A 20,195-nucleotide genomic window follows, 5' to 3' on the forward strand; every position below is an offset into this window, starting at 1 on the left:
CGCCCCCCCCCCCCCCGCGCCCGCCCCCCCCCCCCCCCCCCCGCACCCACAGGGTTCAGTGTTGCCTGAGGTTCGCGGTCTGGCGTAAAAACCGCTATCGTCGCCGCCATTCGAAACAGAGGCGACCATGGGCTATCTACTTTTTGTCACGCTGATCCAGGCGTTTTCCTTCAGTCTGATCGGCGAGTACCTGGCGGGGCACGTCGACAGCTACTTTGCGGTGCTGGTGCGCGTGGTGCTGGCCGGGCTGGTGTTCATTCCGCTGACCCGCTGGCGCTCCGTGGAACCGGCGTTCATGCGCGGCATGCTGCTGATCGGCGCGTTGCAGTTCGGCATCACCTACGTCTGCCTGTACCTGAGCTTCCGCGTGCTGACGGTGCCGGAAGTGTTGCTGTTCACCATCCTCACGCCACTGCACGTGACGTTGATCGAAGATGCGTTGAACCGGCGCTTCAACCCTTGGGCGCTGGTCGCCGCGCTGGTGGCGGTGGGCGGTGCGGCGGTGATTCGTTTCGACAGCATCAACCCGGACTTTTTCATGGGTTTCCTGCTGCTGCAACTGGCCAACTTCACCTACGCCGCCGGGCAGGTGCTGTACAAGCATCTGGTGGCGAAACACCCGAGCGATCTGCCGCACTACCGACGTTTCGGCTTCTTCTACCTCGGCGCGCTGGCGGTGGTGTTGCCGGCGTTTCTGCTGTTCGGCAAAGCCAACTTCCTGCCCGAAGCGCCGCTGCAATGGGGCGTGTTGCTGTTCCTCGGCCTGGTCTCGACGGCTCTGGGGATGTACTGGTGGAACAAGGGCGCGTGCATGGTCAACGGCGGCACACTGGCGGTGATGAACAACCTGCATGTGCCGGTGGGCTTGCTGCTGAATCTGCTGATCTGGAATCAGCATGAGGAACTGGGAAGGTTGTTGCTGGGCGGCAGCGTGATTCTGGCGGCAGTGTGGATCAGCCGGTTGGGCATCCGCAATTCCCAAGCCACCGCATAACCCCTGTGGGAGCGGGCTTGCTCGCGAAAGCGGTGCGTCATTCAACGATTATGTTGACTGACCTGACGCCTTCGCGAGCAAGCCCGCTCCCACAGTTTTATCGGTGGCGTTACAGGAGGTGTTTTTGCGGTTCTGGAATGCTCGCCGCACCCAACACCGCCGGCAACAACCCCGTCCGCAAATCCCCGCCACTCGGCTGCTGATACAGGCTCAACCCGAACTCCGGCAGCACCGCCAGCAGATAATCGAAAATATCCCCCTGAATCCGCTCGTAATCGGCCCACACCGTGGTGGTGGTGAAGCAGTAGATTTCCAGCGGAATGCCCTGCGCGGTGGTCTGCATCTGGCGGACCATGCAGGTCATGTTCGGCTGGATTTCCGGGTGGCTCTTCAGATAGGCCAATGCGTAAGCGCGGAAGGTGCCGATGTTGGTCATGCGCCGGCGGTTGGCCGACATCGCCGCCACATTGCCCTGCGCCTCGTTCCACGCCTTGAGCTCGGCTTTCTTGCGGGCCATGTAACCGGTCAGCAGGTGCACCTGCGAGAGCTTTTCTTCTTCATCGTCACGGATGAAGCGCACGCCGCTGGCGTCGATGAACAGGCTGCGTTTGATCCGTCGCCCACCGGACTGCTGCATGCCGCGCCAGTTGCGGAACGATTCGGACATCAGGCGCCAGGTCGGAATCGAGACGATGGTCTTGTCGAAGTTCTGCACCTTGACCGTGTGCAAGGTGATATCGACCACGTCGCCATCGGCGCCGACTTGCGGCATTTCGATCCAGTCGCCGACGCGCAGCATGTCGTTGCTGGTCAGTTGCACGCTGGCGACGAACGACAGCAGGGTGTCCTTGTAGACCAACAGAATCACCGCCGACATCGCACCCAGACCGGAGAGCAGCAACAGCGGCGAACGGTCGATCAGCGTGGCGACGATGATGATCGCACCGAACACGTACAGCACCATTTTCGCCAGTTGCACATAGCCCTTGATCGAGCGGGTGCGCGCGTGTTCGGTGCGTGCGTAGATGTCCAGCAGCGCATTGAGCAGGGCGCTGACCGACAGCAGCAGGAACAGGATGGTGAAGGACAGCGCCACGTTGCCGAGGAAGGTCATCGCGGTTTTGCTCAGTTCCGGCACCAGATGCAGGCCGAACTGGATCACCAGCGACGGCGTCATCTGCGCCAGGCGCTGAAACACCTTGTTGTGGCGAAAGTCGTTGATCCAGTGCAACGCCGGTTGGCGCCCGAGCATGCGGCTGGCGTGCAGGATCAGATAGCGCGCCACTCGTCCGAGGACCAGCGCGATCACCAAGAGCAGCATCAGCGCCAGGCCGGATTGCAGGAACGGGTGCTGTTCGAGGGCACCCCAGAGGTCTTGGGCGTTGAGCCAGAGCTGTTTGAAATCCATGTGAGCAACGATTCTTCTGTAAGACGCGATGGGCGATTAGAGCATTTAAGACGCTGTGTATTACCGTTGGAGACAAATCGAGCAACAAAAAAGCCACTGATTACGCCCGTTTGTATAAAGAAACTCGGCCTGAGCGCTCGAAACCGGTAACCTATGCAGCTGTTTTTTTGCATATCTTCGAGGTAGCACCCGTGTTTTCCCAATTCGCCCTGCACGAACGCCTGCTCAAAGCCGTGGCCGAGCTGAAATTTGTCGAGCCAACGCCTGTGCAAGCAGCGGCCATTCCGCTGGCGCTCCAGGGGCGTGACCTGCGGGTGACGGCGCAAACCGGTAGCGGCAAGACCGCCGCTTTTGTCCTGCCGATCCTCAACCGCCTGATCGGCCCGGCCAAGATCCGCGTCAGCATCAAGACCCTGATCCTGCTGCCGACCCGCGAGCTGGCCCAGCAGACCCTGAAAGAAGTTGAACGCTTCTCGCAGTTCACCTTCATCAAGTCCGGCCTGATCACCGGCGGTGAAGACTTCAAGGTGCAAGCGGCGATGCTGCGCAAGGTGCCGGACATCCTGATCGGTACCCCGGGCCGGATGATCGAGCAACTCAACGCCGGCAACCTCGACCTCAAGGAAGTCGAAGTGTTGGTGCTCGACGAAGCCGACCGCATGCTCGACATGGGTTTCGCCGAAGACGTGCAGCGTCTGGTCGACGAATGCCCGAACCGTCAGCAGACCATGCTGTTCTCCGCCACCACCGGCGGTTCAGGTCTGCGTGAAATGGTCGCCAAGGTGCTGAACAACCCTGAGCACTTGCAGCTCAACGCGGTCAGCCAACTGAACTCGACCACCCGTCAGCAGATCATCACCGCCGACCACAACCAGCACAAAGAACAGATCGTGAACTGGCTGCTGGCCAACGAGACCTACCAGAAAGCCATCGTCTTCACCAACACCCGTGCCATGGCTGACCGCATCTACGGTCGCCTCGTGGCTCAGGAATACAAGGCGTTCGTGCTGCACGGCGAGAAAGACCAGAAGGATCGCAAACTGGCGATCGATCGTCTGAAGCAGGGCGGTGTGAAGATCCTGGTAGCGACCGACGTCGCGGCCCGTGGTCTGGACGTTGATGGCCTGGATCTGGTGATCAACTTCGACATGCCACGCAGCGGCGACGAATATGTGCACCGCATCGGTCGTACCGGCCGCGCCGGTAACGACGGTCTGGCGATCTCGCTGATCTGCCACGGCGACTGGAATCTGATGTCGAGCATCGAGCGCTACCTGAAGCAGAGCTTCGAGCGCCGTACCATCAAGGAAGTCAAAGGCACCTACGGCGGACCGAAAAAGGTCAAGGCCTCGGGCAAAGCCGTCGGCGTGAAGAAGAAAAAGACCGACGCCAAGGGCGACAAGAAGAAAACCGCCGCCAAGACCCCGACCAAGCGCAAGAGCGCCAACCGTCCGAAGCCGGATTCGCTGGTGAGCAGCGACGGCATGGCCCCGCTCAAGCGTCGCAAGCCGGCTGAGCCAGCGGCTGAGTAAGGCGTTTTCGCAGGCAATAAAAAACCCGGACAGTGTCCGGGTTTTTTTATGCGCAGGGTTTATCAGTTCCCCAACAGTCCGCTGGTGTCCGCGTCAAAGCGCTGTTTGGCGCGATCTGCCGCCGGTTTAAGCAAGCCGAGCAGCGCGGCTTCGCTGTACAACCGCGAGTCGCCCAGCTCTTTCGGCGTCGGCTCGATCGGGATCAGTACATCCTCACCGTCAGCGTGCAGCCAGATCGCCACGACGTGCAGCGCAGAGACAAACAGCACCCGTAGTTCAACGGTTTTGCCCTGCAATTGCGGCGCCTGTTCCGCCAGTTTCAGCGCGCCCACGGTGTCGGCGGCCCGGGTGCCGTGGTTCAGCGAAGCGAACTCGACATGGCCACGCACCTCGGCCAGTTGCGCATCGGCGATGCTCACGCCGTCGGCAAATACCAGGTAATGCCAGTCACCGATGCGTGCGTCTTTCAGACCCTTGCCCTGGCTCAGATCGTCCAGCGTCAGCGAGTAGCCGCGATAGGCTTCGCTGAGGCTGACTTTGGCCGGTGTCGCATTGGCGAACTGGCGGTTGATACCGAAGCCCTGGTTTTGCAGCGCGGCTTGCAGCACCGGACGCAAAGTCTGTACGCCGTTGGAAGGCGCCTTTGGATAAGTCAGTTGCATGATGTCGCCCTCCTAGTTTTTCGCGGTGAAGTAAGTGTGAGTCCAGTTGCCGCCGCCGTTGTACGAACCGGGGAACGCGTTCAGCGCGCGAGTCGAGTAACCGTAGATCGAGTCGGCGACCAGCACGTAGTTGCCGTTGGTGCCGTAGATCGCCAGGAAGTGCGCGCCGCCCCCGTACCAGGCGCAACGCAGGCCCACCGGGCGCCCCATGTTGATCTGGTTCTGAATGGCCGACATCTGCAGCGAACCCTGATTCATCCCGTTGTAGCTGCGGGTGGTTTGCAGGGCCGAATCCAGATAGCCGTAGACGTTGCACGGACCTGGCTGGTTGCAGCAGTTGCGATCCAGTTGGGTGCTCGCGACCCCGCACTGTGTCCAGTTCCCGGTGCCGTAGTAGTTGCCGACCGAGGCGGAAACGGCGGCCCAGCACCAGTTGGTCTGCGTCTGTTTCTGCATGGTGAAGTTGAGGTTGGCGGCGGCCAGTGCCGCAGTTTGCGCAGTGGCTTCAACCTCGACCAGTTGCGGGTCGAGCAGGTGGCCGATAAGGCACCTTGGCAGGCTCTCGCCGGTGAACGATGTTGCTTGAGTGGTTAACATTTTTTCAGTCCTCCATGAATGAAAACAAGCGTCCAGCTTGTGATTGTGTTGCGGTATTGCCGAGCGATCGGTGGTTAACGGTTTTCATCTGCGATGAACGGTGCCGATCTCCTTGCTCGATGTAACCATAGTCTGAATATGCGTTTGTGCAAGAAAATAAATGCACAAATGCATTTTAAAGAGCAAAAGATCGCAGCCTGCGGCAGCTCCTACAGGGTTCGGTGTAGGAGCTGCCGAAGGCTGCGATCTTTTGCTCTTGCTTTAGCTCTCGGTTTTTTTCTCAGCCGAATCCAGCTCTTTCAAGCGCTGATCAATCAACTGGCATTTGTCCGGCAAATCCGCACTGGCCGTGCCCAAGTCCATTTTCTGCAACTCGGCATTGATCTCCTTGGCCTTGGTGGGGTTCTGCTCGGTGAGCTTGGCGACTTCCTTGGCCAGTTGTTCGCGCTTGGCGGTGGCTTCTTCCGGCGTGCACGCGCAGACGGGCAGGGCGCAGGCGAGGGTGGCGGCGATGGTTAACTTGAGAAGGGTTTTCATGGGGGGCGGGCCTCCGTTCCGGGTAAGGCGGGTTAATCGGTGGAGGGGTTTGGGCGGTGAAAAGTTCAGTGACAGTGTTTTTGCCAGCCCATTTGAAGTGACCGAACGGTCGCGATCCCCCCTGAAAAGTAGCCTTCTTGAGGAAAAGCCGCGGGCTAGAGCCGTTGCGAAAAAAGACGCGGTACGACTTATTGACGCCAGAATGATGGCAATCTACCATCGCGCCATCACATTGATATCAATCGGTGATTTCGAGGGATCGAACAAACTCTTCGCAAGCAGTTCTGCGATCGTTTCTGCCACGCTTTGGACGTTCTGACCAAAGCGCGCATTTATCCCCTTTTTGCTTGTTCTCTCACCTGGCGCCGTGTTTTGCCGGGCAGGGATCGCTTTGCCTGTTGATTACCCAGACCTCATTCGCCTGTCGCAACGAGAGCTCAAACATGGACGTTCGCCAATACGCCTTCCTCGCTCGTCAGCCTTCTGCTGCCGTGAAAACCCGTGAGCATTTCTGGGGCATGCCCAAGCGCGGGCTGGCGTTTCTATTGGCGAACGTCATGTTCTGGCAACCGATGTGGGCGCAGGCCGACGGCATTGTCGTGGCCAACCCGAACACCTCGCTGGATCGTGCCGGCAATGGCGTGCCGATCATCAACATCGCCACGCCCAACGGCAGCGGGCTGTCGCATAACCAGTTTCACGATTACAACGTCGGCGCGCAGGGTGTCATCCTCAATAACGGCTCGAGCCAGACGTCGAACACGCAATTGGGCGGCCATATCATCGGCAACCCGAACCTGAAAAACAGCGGCTCGGCGCAAGCCATTCTCAACGAAGTCATCAGCGGTAACCCGAGCCAGTTGCGCGGTTACACCGAAGTGGCGGGGCAGTCAGCGCGGGTGATCGTCGCCAACCCGTATGGCATCACCTGTAATGGTTGCGGCTTCATCAACGCACCGCGCGTGACGCTGACTACCGGTAAGCCGGTGCTGGATGGCGCGGGCCGGCTGGATCGTTTTCAGGTTGATCAGGGCAGCGTCGCCATCGAAGGCGCCGGCCTCAACGCCAACAACGTCGACCGCTTCGAAATCATCACCCGCAGCGCGAAGATCAATGCTGAACTCCAGGCGCAGAACCTGACCATCGTGGCCGGGCGCAACGACGTCAACGCACAGACCCTAAACGCCACCGCCCGCGCCGATGATGGCAGCGCAAAACCGCAGCTGGCGATCGACTCCTCGGCGCTGGGCGGCATGTACGCCGGGGCGATCAAACTGGTGGGCACCGAGGCCGGGGTCGGGGTGAAACTCGACGGCAAACTGATCGCCAGCGGTGGTGATATTCAGCTTGATGCCAACGGTCAATTGAGCCTGGCCGATACTTCGGCGACCGGCGCGGTCAACGTCAAGGCGGCCAGTCTCGATGCGCGTGGGCCGGTGTATGCCGGCACGGCATTGAACGTGCAGACCCAAGGCAATCTGACCAACCACCAGACCCTCGCCGCCCGTGACAGCATCGCCCTCAGTGCCGGTGGTCAGTTGACCAACGCCGGCGTCATTGAGGCCGGGGTCAACGCTGACGGCAGCCGCAACGCCAACGGTGATCTGAGCCTGAATGCGCAGAACCTCGACAACAGCGGCAAGAGCCTGGTAGCCAGTCGCAATCTGACAGTCAACACCACGCAAACCCTGAACAACCAGAGCGGCACACTCAGTGGGCAAACCACAGCGATCACCGCGGGGACACTGGACAACCGCAACGGTGGTCGCGTGCAGAGCAGCGCTACGCTGAACCTCAATGCCGCTCAAGTGCTGAACAACAAAGGCGTGATCAACAGCCAGGCCAGACTGACCGGCAATATCGGCCAACTGATCAACCGCAATGGTGAACTTGCCGGCCAGACCGACGCGGTACTGACGGTCACTTCGCTGGATAACGTTGCCGGCGTGATGACCGCCGGGCAGTTGCTCGACATCACCGCCCTCAGTGCGATCAACAACAGCAACGGCGGCCGGATCGGCGCCAAACAATCGCTGACCCTGCGCGCGCAACAACTCGACAACAGTCAGCAAGGCCAGTTGATCAGTGAAGGCACACTGACCACGCGCATCAGTGATCGCCTGGACAATCAGAACAAAGGCCTGATCCAGGCCAACGCTGCCACGGACGTACAGGCCACGCGGCTGGATAACCGCGCCGGCAAGATTTCCAGCCTCAACACCCTGACGCTCACCAGCGCCAATACGGACAACCGCGGCGGCACGATTCGCGCTGATCAGGCGGCGAAACTGCTGATCAGTGAACTGGACAACCGCGACAAGGGCCGCGTTGAAAGCAAGGCAACACTGACGTTCGAAGGCAACACGCTGGACAACCGCAATGGTGGCTTGCTCACTTCGACCGGCCTGCTGGGCCTCAAGGCCAAAAATGTCACCAACGATGGTGGGCGGATTTCCGGCAAGGGCGATATCGACGCCAGTATCGACAGCCTGAACCAGCAGGGCGGTGAATTGGTCGCCGAAGGCAACCTGTTGCTGACTGGCAAGACGCTGCAGAACCATCAGGACGGTCTCGTCGGGTCGCTCAAGACCCTGACGGTCAACGTCGACCAGATCGACAACCGCGGTGGCTCGCTCTCCAGCCAGCAGGACCTGCACATCAACGGTTCGCGCCTGGACAACAGCGAGGGCGGCAAGGTGTTGTCCGACACCACGCTGGAGGCGAAAGTCGCGCAGATCATCAACGGCACTAACGGTCTGATTTTCAGCAAGGGCGCGAGCACGCTGAGCGGCATCGGTTTGAGCAACGTCGCCGGGCGGATCGTCAGCCAGAAAACACTGGGGCTGACCTTCGGCGAGGCCGTGGATAACCAGCAAGGCCTGATCAGCAGTGAAGGGCAGATGACCCTCAACCTCGGCAGTCTCGACAATCGTCTGGGCAAACTGTCGAGTATCGAATCGATGGCGCTCACCAGCGGCGGCGCTGTATTGAACCAGGGCGGTTTGCTCGCCTCGCAAAAGGGCCTGACATTTACCAGTGGCAGCCTCGACAACAGCGACACCGGCATCATCAGCGCCAAGGCCGATTCGACGCTGACCACTGGCGAATTCAAGAACCTGCGCGGCGGCAGTCTCGCCACCGATGGCACGCTATTGCTCACCGCCACCCACCTGGATAACTCGGGCGGGACCATCGGCAGTCAGCAGAACCTGGACATATCGGTCACTTCGCTGGAGCAGGACGGCGGCGAGCTGTTCAGCAACGCCGATCTGACCGTGGACATGCACAACGGTCTGCTCGACAACCAGCGCGGTAACATTCATGCGCCGGGTCAATTGCTGTTCAAGAACCTCAATGAGGTGAACAACAGCGCTGGTGAGATTTCCGGCGCGAAAGCCTGGAGCGTCAACGCGCAAAGCCTGAACAACGATGGCGGCAAACTGCTGAGCAACGAAAAGCTCACGCTGATTGTTGAACGTGCCCTGAGCAACATCAAAGGCGTGATCGCCTCAGCAGGCATCGAAGCGCGCAGCGCCAGCCTGGACAATACCCATGGCGAAATCCGTGGTCGCGGCGACGTTGATTTGAGCGTCACCGGTCTGTTCGATAACCAGGACGGCGTGGTCATTGCCGACAACGGCCTGACGCTCAAAGCGGCGTCTCTGGATAATCGCCAGGAAGGTCTGGTGGGCGCGACAAAAGCGCTGAACCTCACCGTTGACCGTGTCGACAACCGCAGCGGCGAACTGTCGAGCAAGGCCGATGTGAGCCTGATCGGCGCCTGGCTCGACAACAGTGACAGCGGCTACATGCTCGCCGGCGGCAATCTGGCGCTGACTGTGAATGAAGTCATCAACCGCAACAAGGGGCTGCTGTCCGGTGACAGCGGCCTGACCCTGACGGGCAAGACCCTGGAAAACAGCGGACGTCTGACCAGCCAGAAAGATATCGCAATCAACCTCTCTGCGGGTCTGAACAACGCGCAAGGCAATGTCGTCGGTGAAGGGGCTCTGGCGATCAACGCCGACAGCCTCGACAACAAGGCCGGCACGGTCTCCAGCGCTGAAGCGCTGACCATCGACACTCGTGGCGCCGTCAGTAATCAGGGCGGCAAACTGCTGACCGATACCGACCTGACGCTCAACAGCAGCACGCTGGATAACCAGCAACAAGGCGCGATCAGTGGCAAAGGCAAACTGAGCATTACCACCGGCGACCTCAACAACAGTCAGGCCAGCATTTACTCCGCCGATCAACTGCACATCACGGCCGGCCAGGTGACCAACACCGCCGGCAGTCTCGGCGCGGCCAATTCGCTGGTGGCCAATGTTCGTGGTCTGGATCAGCAGAGTGGCAAGCTGTTCAGCAGCAATGCTGATGTCAGCGTCGATCTGAACGGCGGCGCGTTGAACAACCAGAGCGGCGTCATCAGTGCACCGGGTCAGTTGCTGTTGAAGAATCTGGCCGACGTGAACAACCGTGGCGGCGAGATTTCCAGCGAGCAGGCTTTCGAACTGCTCGCCAAGTCATTGGATAACAGCGGCGGCCAACTGCTGAGCAATCAGAAACTCACCCTGCAGATCGACAACGCGCTGACCTCGATCAAAGGGAAGATCGCGGCGGCGGCGCTGCAGGTTCGCGCGGCGAGTCTGGACAACAGTGGCGAAGGTGTTTTGCTCAGTGACAGCGATATCGACGTCAAGGTCGATGGCCTGCTGAACAACCAGAACAAGGGCAGCATCAAGGCCGCGAAACAACTGACCCTCAACAGCACCGGCCTGAATAATCAGGGCGGCACGCTGGTGGGTGTTGCGGGCGTCACGATCGATCTGGGCGCCACCGCCCAGGATCTGAATAACCAGGACGGCCTGATCAGCAGCAAGGGTTTGCTGAGCATCGCCCACCTGCGTGATCTCAATAACCAGAACGGCGTGATCAACAGCAAAGGCGTGTTGAGCATTGAGACGCTGCGCAACCTGAATAACCAGAAGGGCGAGATTTCCAGCGTCAACAGCTTCAATTTGAAAGGTAACAGCCTGGACAACCGTGGCGGCAACTTGATCAGCAACGATCAACTGACCCTGACCGCTGCCGAGCTGAACAATCAGGGCGGTCTGGTCTCTGGCTGGAACGGCGTGAGTGTCACCGGCGGCACCCTCGACAACAGTCAGGAAGGCAGTGTCTCCAGCCTGCTCGGCAACACCAGCATCGACCTCAGTGGTGCGCTCACCAACCACAGCAAAGGTGGCGTGGGCGCGAAGGGCGAAGTGAGTATCAAAGCGGCCAGCCTCGATAACAGCAACGGCACGGTCAGCAGTGGCGGCAAACAGACGCTGGCCCTGACTGGCGGCACGCTCAGCAATGCTTCCGGCGGCTTGATCGAGAGCGGTGACGCGCTGGACGTCCGCGCCGCATCGCTGGACAACAGCGGCGGCAGAATCACTGCGAAAAAAGCCCTGACCTTCACCGGCACGCACCTGAACAACAGCAATGGCAGCCTCGTTGGCGATGACAGCGTCAGCCTCGACCTGCTCGGTGCCCTGACCAACGTCAATGGTGCGCTGGGTAGCAACGGCCCACTGCTGCTCAAGCGTTCCGCCAGTGTCGACAACCGCGGCGGACAATTGATCAGCCAGACCTTGCTGAGCCTGCTCACCAGCGGTGATCTGAACAACAGCCAAAGCGGCACCGTGTCGGCCAACGGCCAACTGGATCTCACCGCTGGCGGCACTCTGCACAACGACACCGATGGCCTGATCTCCAGCCGAGATGCCGGGGTGAACCTCACCGCTGCGGCGCTGAACAACGCCAAGGGCGCTGTGCAAAGCATGACAGCACTGACCGTGAATGCGGGCAGCGGCGCCATCGACAACCAAGGCGGCAAGATCATCGCCCAGAACGGCGACCTGACCCTCACCGCCGCCAGCCTCGACAGCCGTGGCGGTGTGCTGTCGAGCCTCAAGGGTTTGCTGCAGACCCGCCTGACCGGCGTGTTGCGCAACGGCCAGGGCGGCAAGATCGAAGGCAGCCGCCTCGACTTGCGTGCACTCGGTGGTATCTACAGCGACGGCGGGCGCATCGCCGCCAACAGCGGCGACATTCTGCTCGATGCCGGTGGTAATGCACTCGACAACAGCAGTGGCGGCATCTATGCCCGAGGCATGGTCAAAGTCAGCGCCGGTTCGCTCAACAACAACGCCGGGCAGATCAGTGGCAATGGCATCGAGCTGGGCGTCAACGGCAACCTGACCAACCGTGGCGGCCTTGTCGAAAGTGCCAACACCCTGGCCGTGCGCGCCACCAACCTCGACAACCAGGGCGGCAAACTGCGTGCACTGGGCATCAACGGTAAAACCGATTTCCAGATCGGCAGCCAGTTCGATAACCGCAACGGTCTGGTGGAAACCGCCAACACCGATTTCACCCTGGCAGCGCCGGGCTTCCTCAACGCTGGCGGCTCAGTGACCCATGTCGGTGTGGGTGAGTTCGATATTTCCACCGCCAACGTCATGAACGCCGGCGGCTCACTGGTCACCCGTGGCGGCCTGACCCTCAACGCCGACAGCTGGACCAACAGCAGCGTGATCCAGGCCGGGCGCCTGACGCTCAACGTCAACAACTTCACGCAAACGGCCAGCGGCCAGGTGCTGGCCTCAAACCAGCTCACCGGGCGCGGGGTGAACTGGTACAACGACGGGGTGATTGCCAGTGATGGCGGCATGGATATCCAGTTGGGTGGCCGGTATGGCGGCAATGGGCGGATCAGCAGCGTCGGAACGATGGGGCTCACTGCATCGCAGATTGATGTGGCTGCCGCTGCCAGCATCACCGGCGCCTCTGAGTCCACGATCACCAGTCGCGGCAGCCTGACCAACCTCGGGCGCATCACGTCTGCCGATCGCCTGACTGTCAATGCCGATTCTCTGGTCAACAACGGCACTCTTGGTGGCGGTGGAAAGCTGCGGATCAACAGCAATTCGCTGCTGAACCAGAACGGGCTGATCTTCAGTGGCGATGACATGGCGCTGCGGGTCGGGACGTTGACCAACCGTTATGCCGACATCTATGGCATCGGCAACATCAGCATCGCCCGGGACGACAGCAATGGCTGGAGTTCCTCGATCAACAACATTTCCGGAACGATCGAGAGCACCGGTGACCTGAGCCTGGCGGCGGATCACATCGAGAACCGCAAGGATGTGTTTGAAGTGGCTGCCGGGGGCGGGCTGATCTCCGGGGCGATTGGTGTTCGGTGCGAAACCTGTACTTCGTTCTCCAACATTTTTTACGAGACTCGCCTGCCGAGCCACATGGTGTGGATTGAAAAATACCACTCAACCATTGTTCAGGATTCGGCTTCCGGCACGCTGACGGCCGGGCGAAACCTTACTGGGAATGGTCGGGAGTTCATCAATAACGCCTCTGTCGTAAGCGCCGGGCGTGACATGACAATCAACGTGCAGAACTTCACGAACCAGGGAGCGACTGTCGGGGACTACACCGTCAGTCGCTGGTTCGCCGCGCCAGGTCGGCATGACGTGTTTTTCTGGAGGGACGTACTCGCCTATAACGCTGCCAATGATCCGGACTATGACTCAGGAAAAATGGGGGTCTCGGACGGCAAAATCAAAATGATCCCGAACCTCCACACTTGGGACATGAACAACGTCGAAACGTTGACTACGGTCGGCGGGCGTCATACCGGTAGCGAGGCCGCCAACTTCTTCCTGTTTGGGTCGATCCTTCTAGACTACGACGGGAAATTGCCTTTCCCTGCACCGAGCTACGACAGCGGCGTGCGCACGGAGGCGCCGGCTGCGGTCAAGAACGCAGCGTTCTCCAAAGTCACCACTATTGAAAGCAGCCCGACAGCCAATGCCAATGCGGTCGTTCAAGCAGGCGGCACCGTCTACATCAACGCAACCAACAAACTCGACAACGGCGTCGTTCGCAACGGCAACGCGTCGGCGGGCGGGGCGTCTCGCCTGGGCTCCACTCAACTGGGTGGCGGGGTGATCCCGACGGTCATCCGCATCAATTCCCAGTTGCCACCGGATCTTGCGCAACAACAGGTCAACCCACTGGCCTTGCCGGGCTTCACCCTGCCGACCGGCGACAACGGTCTGTTCCGCCTCAGCCGCAAGGACGGCAGCGAGCAAACGCTCGTAGCCGGCAAAGACTGGACGATCGGCTCCATCACCGCCGCACCCTCGACACATGCGGGCGGTATGCCGGTCAGGCATGCAACAGACCTCCAGTTCGATAAAAACGATCCAGTCTCGGTGAAGAACCGTGAGCTGGCATTGGCCAGCCGTCCTTCGCTGAATCTCAATGACAAGACGGCTGTCATCAACGTCAATGCCGCCGCCGGTGACGGACCGGTCGGCGTGCTGATGCCCGCTCGTGGCAACGTTTCTTTCGACGTTCCACGCGTGCAGGCCCTACCCGATACCAGCGTGCGCTCCAACCCGCACAAATATCTGATCGAAACCAACCCGGCGCTGACCGACCTCAAGCAGTTCATGAGTTCGGACTATCTGCTGGGCAAGCTCGGTTATGACCCGGACACCAGCGCCAAGCGACTCGGTGACGGTCTGTTTGAACAACGCATGGTGCAGCAGGCCGTGGTGGCCCGCACCGGCCAGCGCTTCATCGACGGACAGACCTCTGACGAAGGGATGTTCAAGTACCTGATGAACAACGCTATCGCCAGCAAGGACCAACTCAACCTGTCGATGGGCGTTACCTTGACCGCGCAGCAAGTGGCGGCATTGACTCACGACATCGTCTGGCTCGAAGAGCACGAAGTGAACGGTGAGAAAGTGCTGGTGCCGGTGTTGTACCTGGCTCAGGCCAACAACCGTCTGGCGCCTAACGGGGCGCTGATCCAGGGTAACGATGTGACGTTGATTGCCGGTGGCGATCTTACGAACGCGGGTACGTTGCGCGCTTCAAATAACTTGTGGGCAGAAGCCGACAACAACCTTGTCAACAGTGGACTGATCGAAGCCGGAGAGCGTTTGAGGCTCAAAGCCGGTAACGACATCATTAATAAGTCAGGAGGCATCATTTCCGGTAAGGATGTCAGTCTCACGGCCACCCATGGGGACGTAATCAACCAGCGCGATGTAACAAGTGTTGATGTCAACCGAGGTGGCAGTGTGTACCACCGTGACTATCTGGATAACGCCGCACGGATCGAAGCCGCCAACGACCTGACGATCAGCGCTGGTCGTGACATCAATAACATTGGTGGCGTACTCCAGAGTGGTCAGGACATGACGCTCGATGCCGATCGCGATGTGAACATCACCTCGGTTCAGGATCGCAGCACCAATGCGCGGGGCAGCAGCTACCTCAATCAGACGATTACCCAGCATGGGGCTGAAGTGACATCAGGGCGCGATCTGTCGATCAGTGCCGATCGGGATGTGACAGTTGTGGCCAGTCGGCTGGATGCCAAGCGGGATCTGAGCTTAAACGCCGGCAATGATGTACAGATCGCATCCGCGGCAAATGAAAGTGATTACGTGGCGCGCAGCAAGCGCACGCAGGTGGAGTCCCTCAATGTTTCCCAGCAATCAAGTGTCATCAACTCGGGGCGTGACATTGCTGTCAACGCTGGCAAAGACCTCAATCTGATTGCCAGTCGCATCAGCGCCAGCAACGAGGCGTACTTGTTCGCTGGTGATGACGTCAATATTGAGACGGCAGAAGACGTTGATTACGACTACTACTCGAAAACCAAAAAGGGCTCCTTCGGCAAGAAGAAGTCGACGATGAGTGAAAGCGAGACGGTCTTGTCCGTCAGCTCGACAGTCGAGGCGGGTACCAAGCTGGTGGTGTCGGCAGGTCAGGACATTAATCTGACCGGAGCGAAGCTCAACAGCGATGGGACTTTGCTTGCTACCGCGGGTCGCGACATCAACTTGTTGGCTGCTGAAGACTCTTATAGCCAGGCCAACGCTTCATCCAAGAAAGGCTGGAGCAAAAGCAAATCGAGCAGCAGTGAGCTGACGCAGACACGACTGAACAGCACCGAACTCAGTGCAAAGGATATCGAGCTCAAATCGGATAACAACATCACTTTGCAAGCGGCTGCCCTGCGTGCGGAAAACGAGGTGAAGCTGACAGCGGCCAATGATGTTCTGATTGGCGCCGCTCAAGAGACACAAACTTCCAGTCAGTCTAAGAGCTCCAGTAAGACAGGGTTTTCCCTTTCGGGCGAGCTTTCGTCAACTCGCAAAACCCAGCAAGCTCAACAGACGTCAACGCAGAATATTGGTAGCGATATAAGTGCTGGCAGCATCCAGATCAAGAGTGGTCGCGATTCGGTTGTCGAGGGCAGTACGCTCGTGGCCGATAAGAACATTGGCATAGATGCCGGTCGCAATCTCGAAATTACCAGTGCACAGAACACTTCGTCCTCAAGCTCGAAGTCCGGCAGTACGAAAACCGGGCAGATTGGTAGCTGGTGGCAACCCGCGACCGGGGTCGTCAAAACGAAAGAATCGGAGCAAAACACCTCGACGCGTCAGTCGGGCAGTCAAATTGCCTCCCTTGGCGGCAATATTTCCCTGACCGCCGGGGATCATTACACCCAGAGCGCGAGCCAGTTGGTCGCCCCTCAGGGCGATATCAACATCAAAGCCAAGCACGTTGATATCGAGGCAGGATTCGACACTCTCAACACCAACAAAACTGCGAGCACCAGCCGCACGGCAATCGGCGGCACCGTCAGCATTCCTCTGGTAGATGCCCTGCGTGGCATTCAGCAAATGGGCGAAGCAGCGCAGAAAACCAGCGATGATCGAATGGTCGCACTGGCAGCAGTGAACGCCGCCATGAGTGCCAATCAGGCGCTGGATGCCGGCCAGGTGATGACGCAGAATCCTCTGGGTGGCGTGAAAGTCAGCGTCAATCTGAGCAACAGCCAGAGCAAGATGAACAGCAGCCAGAGTGGCCGCAATGTGGTTGCCAGCGATGTTGTCGCAGGTGGCAACGTCAACATCGTTGCAACGGGAGCCGGTGCTGACAGTGACATCAATGTCGTGGGCAGCCGAATCGAAGGCGGCGGCGATGTCAGCCTGAAAGCCGACGGTGAAATCAATCTGTTGTCCGCGCAAAACACCGCACATCAACAAAGTGCCAACAGCAACAATGGCTGGAGCGCGGGCATCGGTTTTGGCTTCGGCGAAAGTAACGGCATTACCTTCGAACTCGCTGCCAACGTCGGGCGCGGCAGCAGCGATGGCGATGACGTTACTCACACCAATACCTCGATCAAGTCTGGTCATACGCTCAACCTGGAAAGCGGTGGCGACACCAACATCAAAGGGGCCGTTGCCACCGGTGAGACAGTCAAGGTGAAAGTCGGCGGTGACCTCAATGTCGAGAGTCAGCAGGACACCAGCACCTATACCTCCAAGCAGATGAGTGCAAACGTCGGGCTGAGTGTTTGCGTTCCACCATTCTGCTATGGCACCAGCAGTGTCAGCGGCGGCATTGCTGCGCAGCACATGCAAAGCGATTACGCCAGCGTTTCGGAACAGTCAGGCATCAAGGCCGGTGACGGTGGCTTCCAGGTTGAGGTCAAGGGCAATACCGATCTGGTCGGCGCGGTAATCGCCAGCACCGACAAGGCGGTCGACGACGGCAAAAACACCCTGAGCACTGGCACGCTGACGAGTTCCGATATCAAGAACAAGGCCGAGTACGACGCCAGTAGCATCAATCTCAGTGGTGGTTATGGCGGCGATATCGGACGTGACAAAAACGGTAATGCCAGCGCCACCGCTAGCCGGGGCGGGCCGGTTGTCGCCAGTAAGAATGGCGTGAGCGCCACCACGCCTGTCGTCCTGTTCGCCAGTGATAGCTCCAGCAGTATCACGCACAGTGGGATAAGCGGTGCTGCGGTGACGATTACCAACGGCGCAAAACAGCAGGAGCTGACTGGAAAAACCGCTGAGCAAACCATCGCAGCGATAAACACGAATGTTTCAAGTGATCGCGATGGCAGCAATAAGCTGAAGCCTATCTTCAATGCAGAAGAAATCGGTGCGAACTTCGAGATCGTTGGCAAGTTTGTGCAGAACGTTTCTCAGTTCGTTGAAGACCGCGCGCGGGAGATGGATAGCAAGAAGAAGCAGGCTGATCTGGAGTTGGCGGCCTCCTCTGATCCGAAACTTTCCGAGAAAGCTCAACTGGCTCACCACGAAAACTACCTACAGCTCAAACAGCAGATCAAGGAGATTGGCGATAACTGGGGGGCCGGGGGTACTTACCGCCAAATCGCTACAGCCCTCGTCGCAGGCGTCAGCGGTAACGTAAGCGGTAGCAGTGCGCAGTTTGCCCAGAACATGGTGGTCAATTACGTACAGCAGCAAGGCTCATCGTATATCGGTGACTGGGTGAAAAAGGGGCTGAAGGAAGGCAGCCCTACACACACCGCGTTGCATGCGATTCTCGGCTGCGCCGGTGCGGCGGCCAGCAACCAGTCCTGTTCGGCAGGTGCTTTGGGCGGTTCAGCAGCGAGCGTGCTGGCGGGACTGTTCGCAGACACTGATCCAAATGAAACGGCGATAGAGCGCGAAGCCAAACGCAACATCATCACCAGCCTGGTGACCGGCATTGCGGCCATGAGCAATCCGAATGGCGCCGCCACAGCGAACAACGCAGCTACGGCGAATATCGACAACAACTGGTTGGCGACGCAGCAATACGTCCAGGCCATGAAAGAAATTGATGCCGAACCCAATATCCTGAAAAAAATAGCGATCGCGGTGAAGTGGCAGAGCCAGTCTACGCGGCAGGATTTGCTGACCGGCTCCGGAGCCCTCAAAGGTTTTACCGATGGGATGGCGGGTGCGGGCCTTGGGACTTTGGATAGCGCCGTCATGCTGTTGAGGGATCCTATGCAGAGTTGGGACGCCGTCGTGGAGTTCGCTGGCTCTGATGAGGCTCAGGCGCTGCTGGGTAAAGCAGTTGGCGCTGCTTTCAAATCCCAGATTGATCAGATTGGGCAGGCGCTCGCCGAAGGCGGCGATGCCAACGCGGAAAACCTCGGCCGGCAAATGGGGCAAGCCGTGGCGCTCGTTGTTCAGTTGCTGGCGGGCGGTGGGAGCAGTTCTGCAAATAGCGCGTTGACCCTTTCGCGGATGGGTATTGATGTCTCGGTCAATACCGTCAAGAAAATAGGCGCGTCGTTTGATCTCGACCTCGTCAAAAACCAGATCAATAAGTTGCAGACTGTCGTACGTGATACGGATGTGCCTGTGCTTGACTCCAAGCCTCCTGCGACGGGTGGGTTGACTGACAGCGAGGCAGGCCTCTCGACATTACCTAAAATCGGATCTCTTTTGGGGGATGCCGAACTACCACCGAAGAATGCTTCTATCGAAATGGTAAGGTCCATTAAAAGGCAGAACGAGGCTGCAAAGGCTCTGGCAAAAGCAGGGTATGATGTGGAACAACTGCCTAATGTTGCAAAGAATAAGGCGAATCCAGATCTTAAAATCAATGGAGAAGTAGCCGATGTGGCATCGCCTCAGACTGGCAGCCTCCTTTCGGTATGGAAGACGATTAATGATAAAGTTATTAAGCAGGCTAAAACTGTTGTTCTGAATCTGGCAGATTCGCCGTTAGGTTTCGATGACATACAAAAAAATATAGCGGAGTATCCAGTGAAAGATCTTAAAAAACTTTATTTGTTGAAAGATGGCCAGTTCAGAGTAATTGAGGTGCACAAACCATGAGCATAATGATGGTGTTCGAATTTGAGGGTTACCCCCGTGTAGAGCAACTGGTAGATGTCCTGGGATTGCTGGGGGCGTCAGTCGACGTTGAGGATTCTGAGTTTTCCGGGAATTTTCCAGAATCAAATGCTTTTTTTGTATACACCCAGCATGCCACTCTGGAGGATATAGGTACAGATCAAGCAAATCCCTTGGGTTGGAAAATAGGCGCAAGGTTGGTTGTGCATTGCCCGATAAGCACATTGGCAGAAAGTGCAAAAGAATTGGATGAGTTCATGGTGGCGTTGGTAGGGGGCATAAATAACCGCTTTCTGCTGTCCTTTCAATATGAGTCAATATACGCCGTTAGAGATCACGATCTTGTGGTGTATAAGAAGATGATTGAATAAGTGTAGGTTTATAATGAGCTGAATAAGCTTCTGCAATCTTTTTTCTCAGAGAGGATAATGGGACAGGCCACGTTTAAATAAACTTGGTCTGTCCCTTAGGCCATTAGGCATCATGACAGTTGGAAATGAAGAAGGCCATCTCCTGAATGTTATTGCTCGGGGTAAGCTAACAGATTTATTTTGGCAGGTAGAAGATCAAATATCTTACCAAAAAATAAATCTGTCCCCTTTGACGCCCTTTGACGCCAGGACAAGAATTTCAACAATTCAGCCTACAAAGTGTTCTATGAGAATAGAGTGAAGGAAGCCCTAGATGATCCTG

The 20,195-nt window shown here is 58.4% G+C and carries 8 protein-coding genes; 4 read left to right on the forward strand and 4 right to left on the reverse strand.

Features of this window, described 5'->3' with window-relative positions; translation table 11 throughout:
- The first annotated feature begins 127 nt into the window (after nucleotides 1-127).
- Nucleotides 128-994: a carboxylate/amino acid/amine transporter gene (locus tag NTD85_RS20635; protein ID WP_103484443.1), complete on the forward strand. Its 867-nt coding sequence runs from the start codon at nucleotides 128-130 to the stop codon at nucleotides 992-994.
- A gap of 109 nt (nucleotides 995-1,103) precedes the next feature.
- On the opposite strand, the gene NTD85_RS20640 is transcribed toward NTD85_RS20635, so the two are convergent.
- Complete coding sequence (locus NTD85_RS20640) at nucleotides 1,104-2,402, reverse strand: mechanosensitive ion channel family protein (RefSeq protein ID WP_262143077.1); 1,299 nt, start codon at nucleotides 2,400-2,402, stop codon at nucleotides 1,104-1,106.
- 191 nt (nucleotides 2,403-2,593) lie between these two features.
- Here NTD85_RS20640 and NTD85_RS20645 point away from each other — a divergent pair, with 191 nt between their 5' ends.
- Nucleotides 2,594-3,934: a DEAD/DEAH box helicase gene (locus NTD85_RS20645; RefSeq protein ID WP_103484444.1), complete on the forward strand. Its 1,341-nt coding sequence runs from the start codon at nucleotides 2,594-2,596 to the stop codon at nucleotides 3,932-3,934.
- Between the two features lie 62 nt (nucleotides 3,935-3,996).
- Here the strand turns inward: NTD85_RS20645 and NTD85_RS20650 are convergent, their stop codons facing one another.
- The 3 genes from NTD85_RS20650 to NTD85_RS20660 all read right to left on the reverse strand — a co-directional run bounded on the left by NTD85_RS20650 (nucleotide 3,997) and on the right by NTD85_RS20660 (nucleotide 5,730).
- Nucleotides 3,997-4,596 (reverse strand): hypothetical protein, encoded by a 600-nt coding sequence (locus tag NTD85_RS20650; protein ID WP_262143078.1) that lies wholly within the window; start codon nucleotides 4,594-4,596, stop codon nucleotides 3,997-3,999.
- 12 nt (nucleotides 4,597-4,608) lie between these two features.
- Complete coding sequence (locus NTD85_RS20655; protein ID WP_262143079.1) at nucleotides 4,609-5,193, reverse strand: papain-like cysteine protease family protein; 585 nt, start codon at nucleotides 5,191-5,193, stop codon at nucleotides 4,609-4,611.
- Nucleotides 5,194-5,454: 261 nt separating this feature from the next.
- Nucleotides 5,455-5,730, reverse strand: coding sequence for a hypothetical protein (locus NTD85_RS20660; protein ID WP_262143080.1), 276 nt, complete (start codon nucleotides 5,728-5,730; stop codon nucleotides 5,455-5,457).
- Between the two features lie 443 nt (nucleotides 5,731-6,173).
- Here NTD85_RS20660 and NTD85_RS20665 point away from each other — a divergent pair, with 443 nt between their 5' ends.
- Complete coding sequence (locus tag NTD85_RS20665) at nucleotides 6,174-19,484, forward strand: hemagglutinin repeat-containing protein (RefSeq protein ID WP_262143081.1); 13,311 nt, start codon at nucleotides 6,174-6,176, stop codon at nucleotides 19,482-19,484.
- Nucleotides 19,481-19,873, forward strand: a complete 393-nt coding sequence (locus NTD85_RS20670) for a hypothetical protein (protein ID WP_262143082.1) — start codon at nucleotides 19,481-19,483, stop codon at nucleotides 19,871-19,873. Before NTD85_RS20665 ends, NTD85_RS20670 begins: the two co-directional genes overlap by 4 nt.
- The last annotated feature ends 322 nt before the right edge of the window (nucleotides 19,874-20,195 follow it).

This window comes from Pseudomonas sp. 13B_3.2_Bac1, assembly GCF_025466205.1.
Taxonomy (GTDB): Bacteria; Pseudomonadota; Gammaproteobacteria; order Pseudomonadales; family Pseudomonadaceae; genus Aquipseudomonas; species Aquipseudomonas fluorescens_H.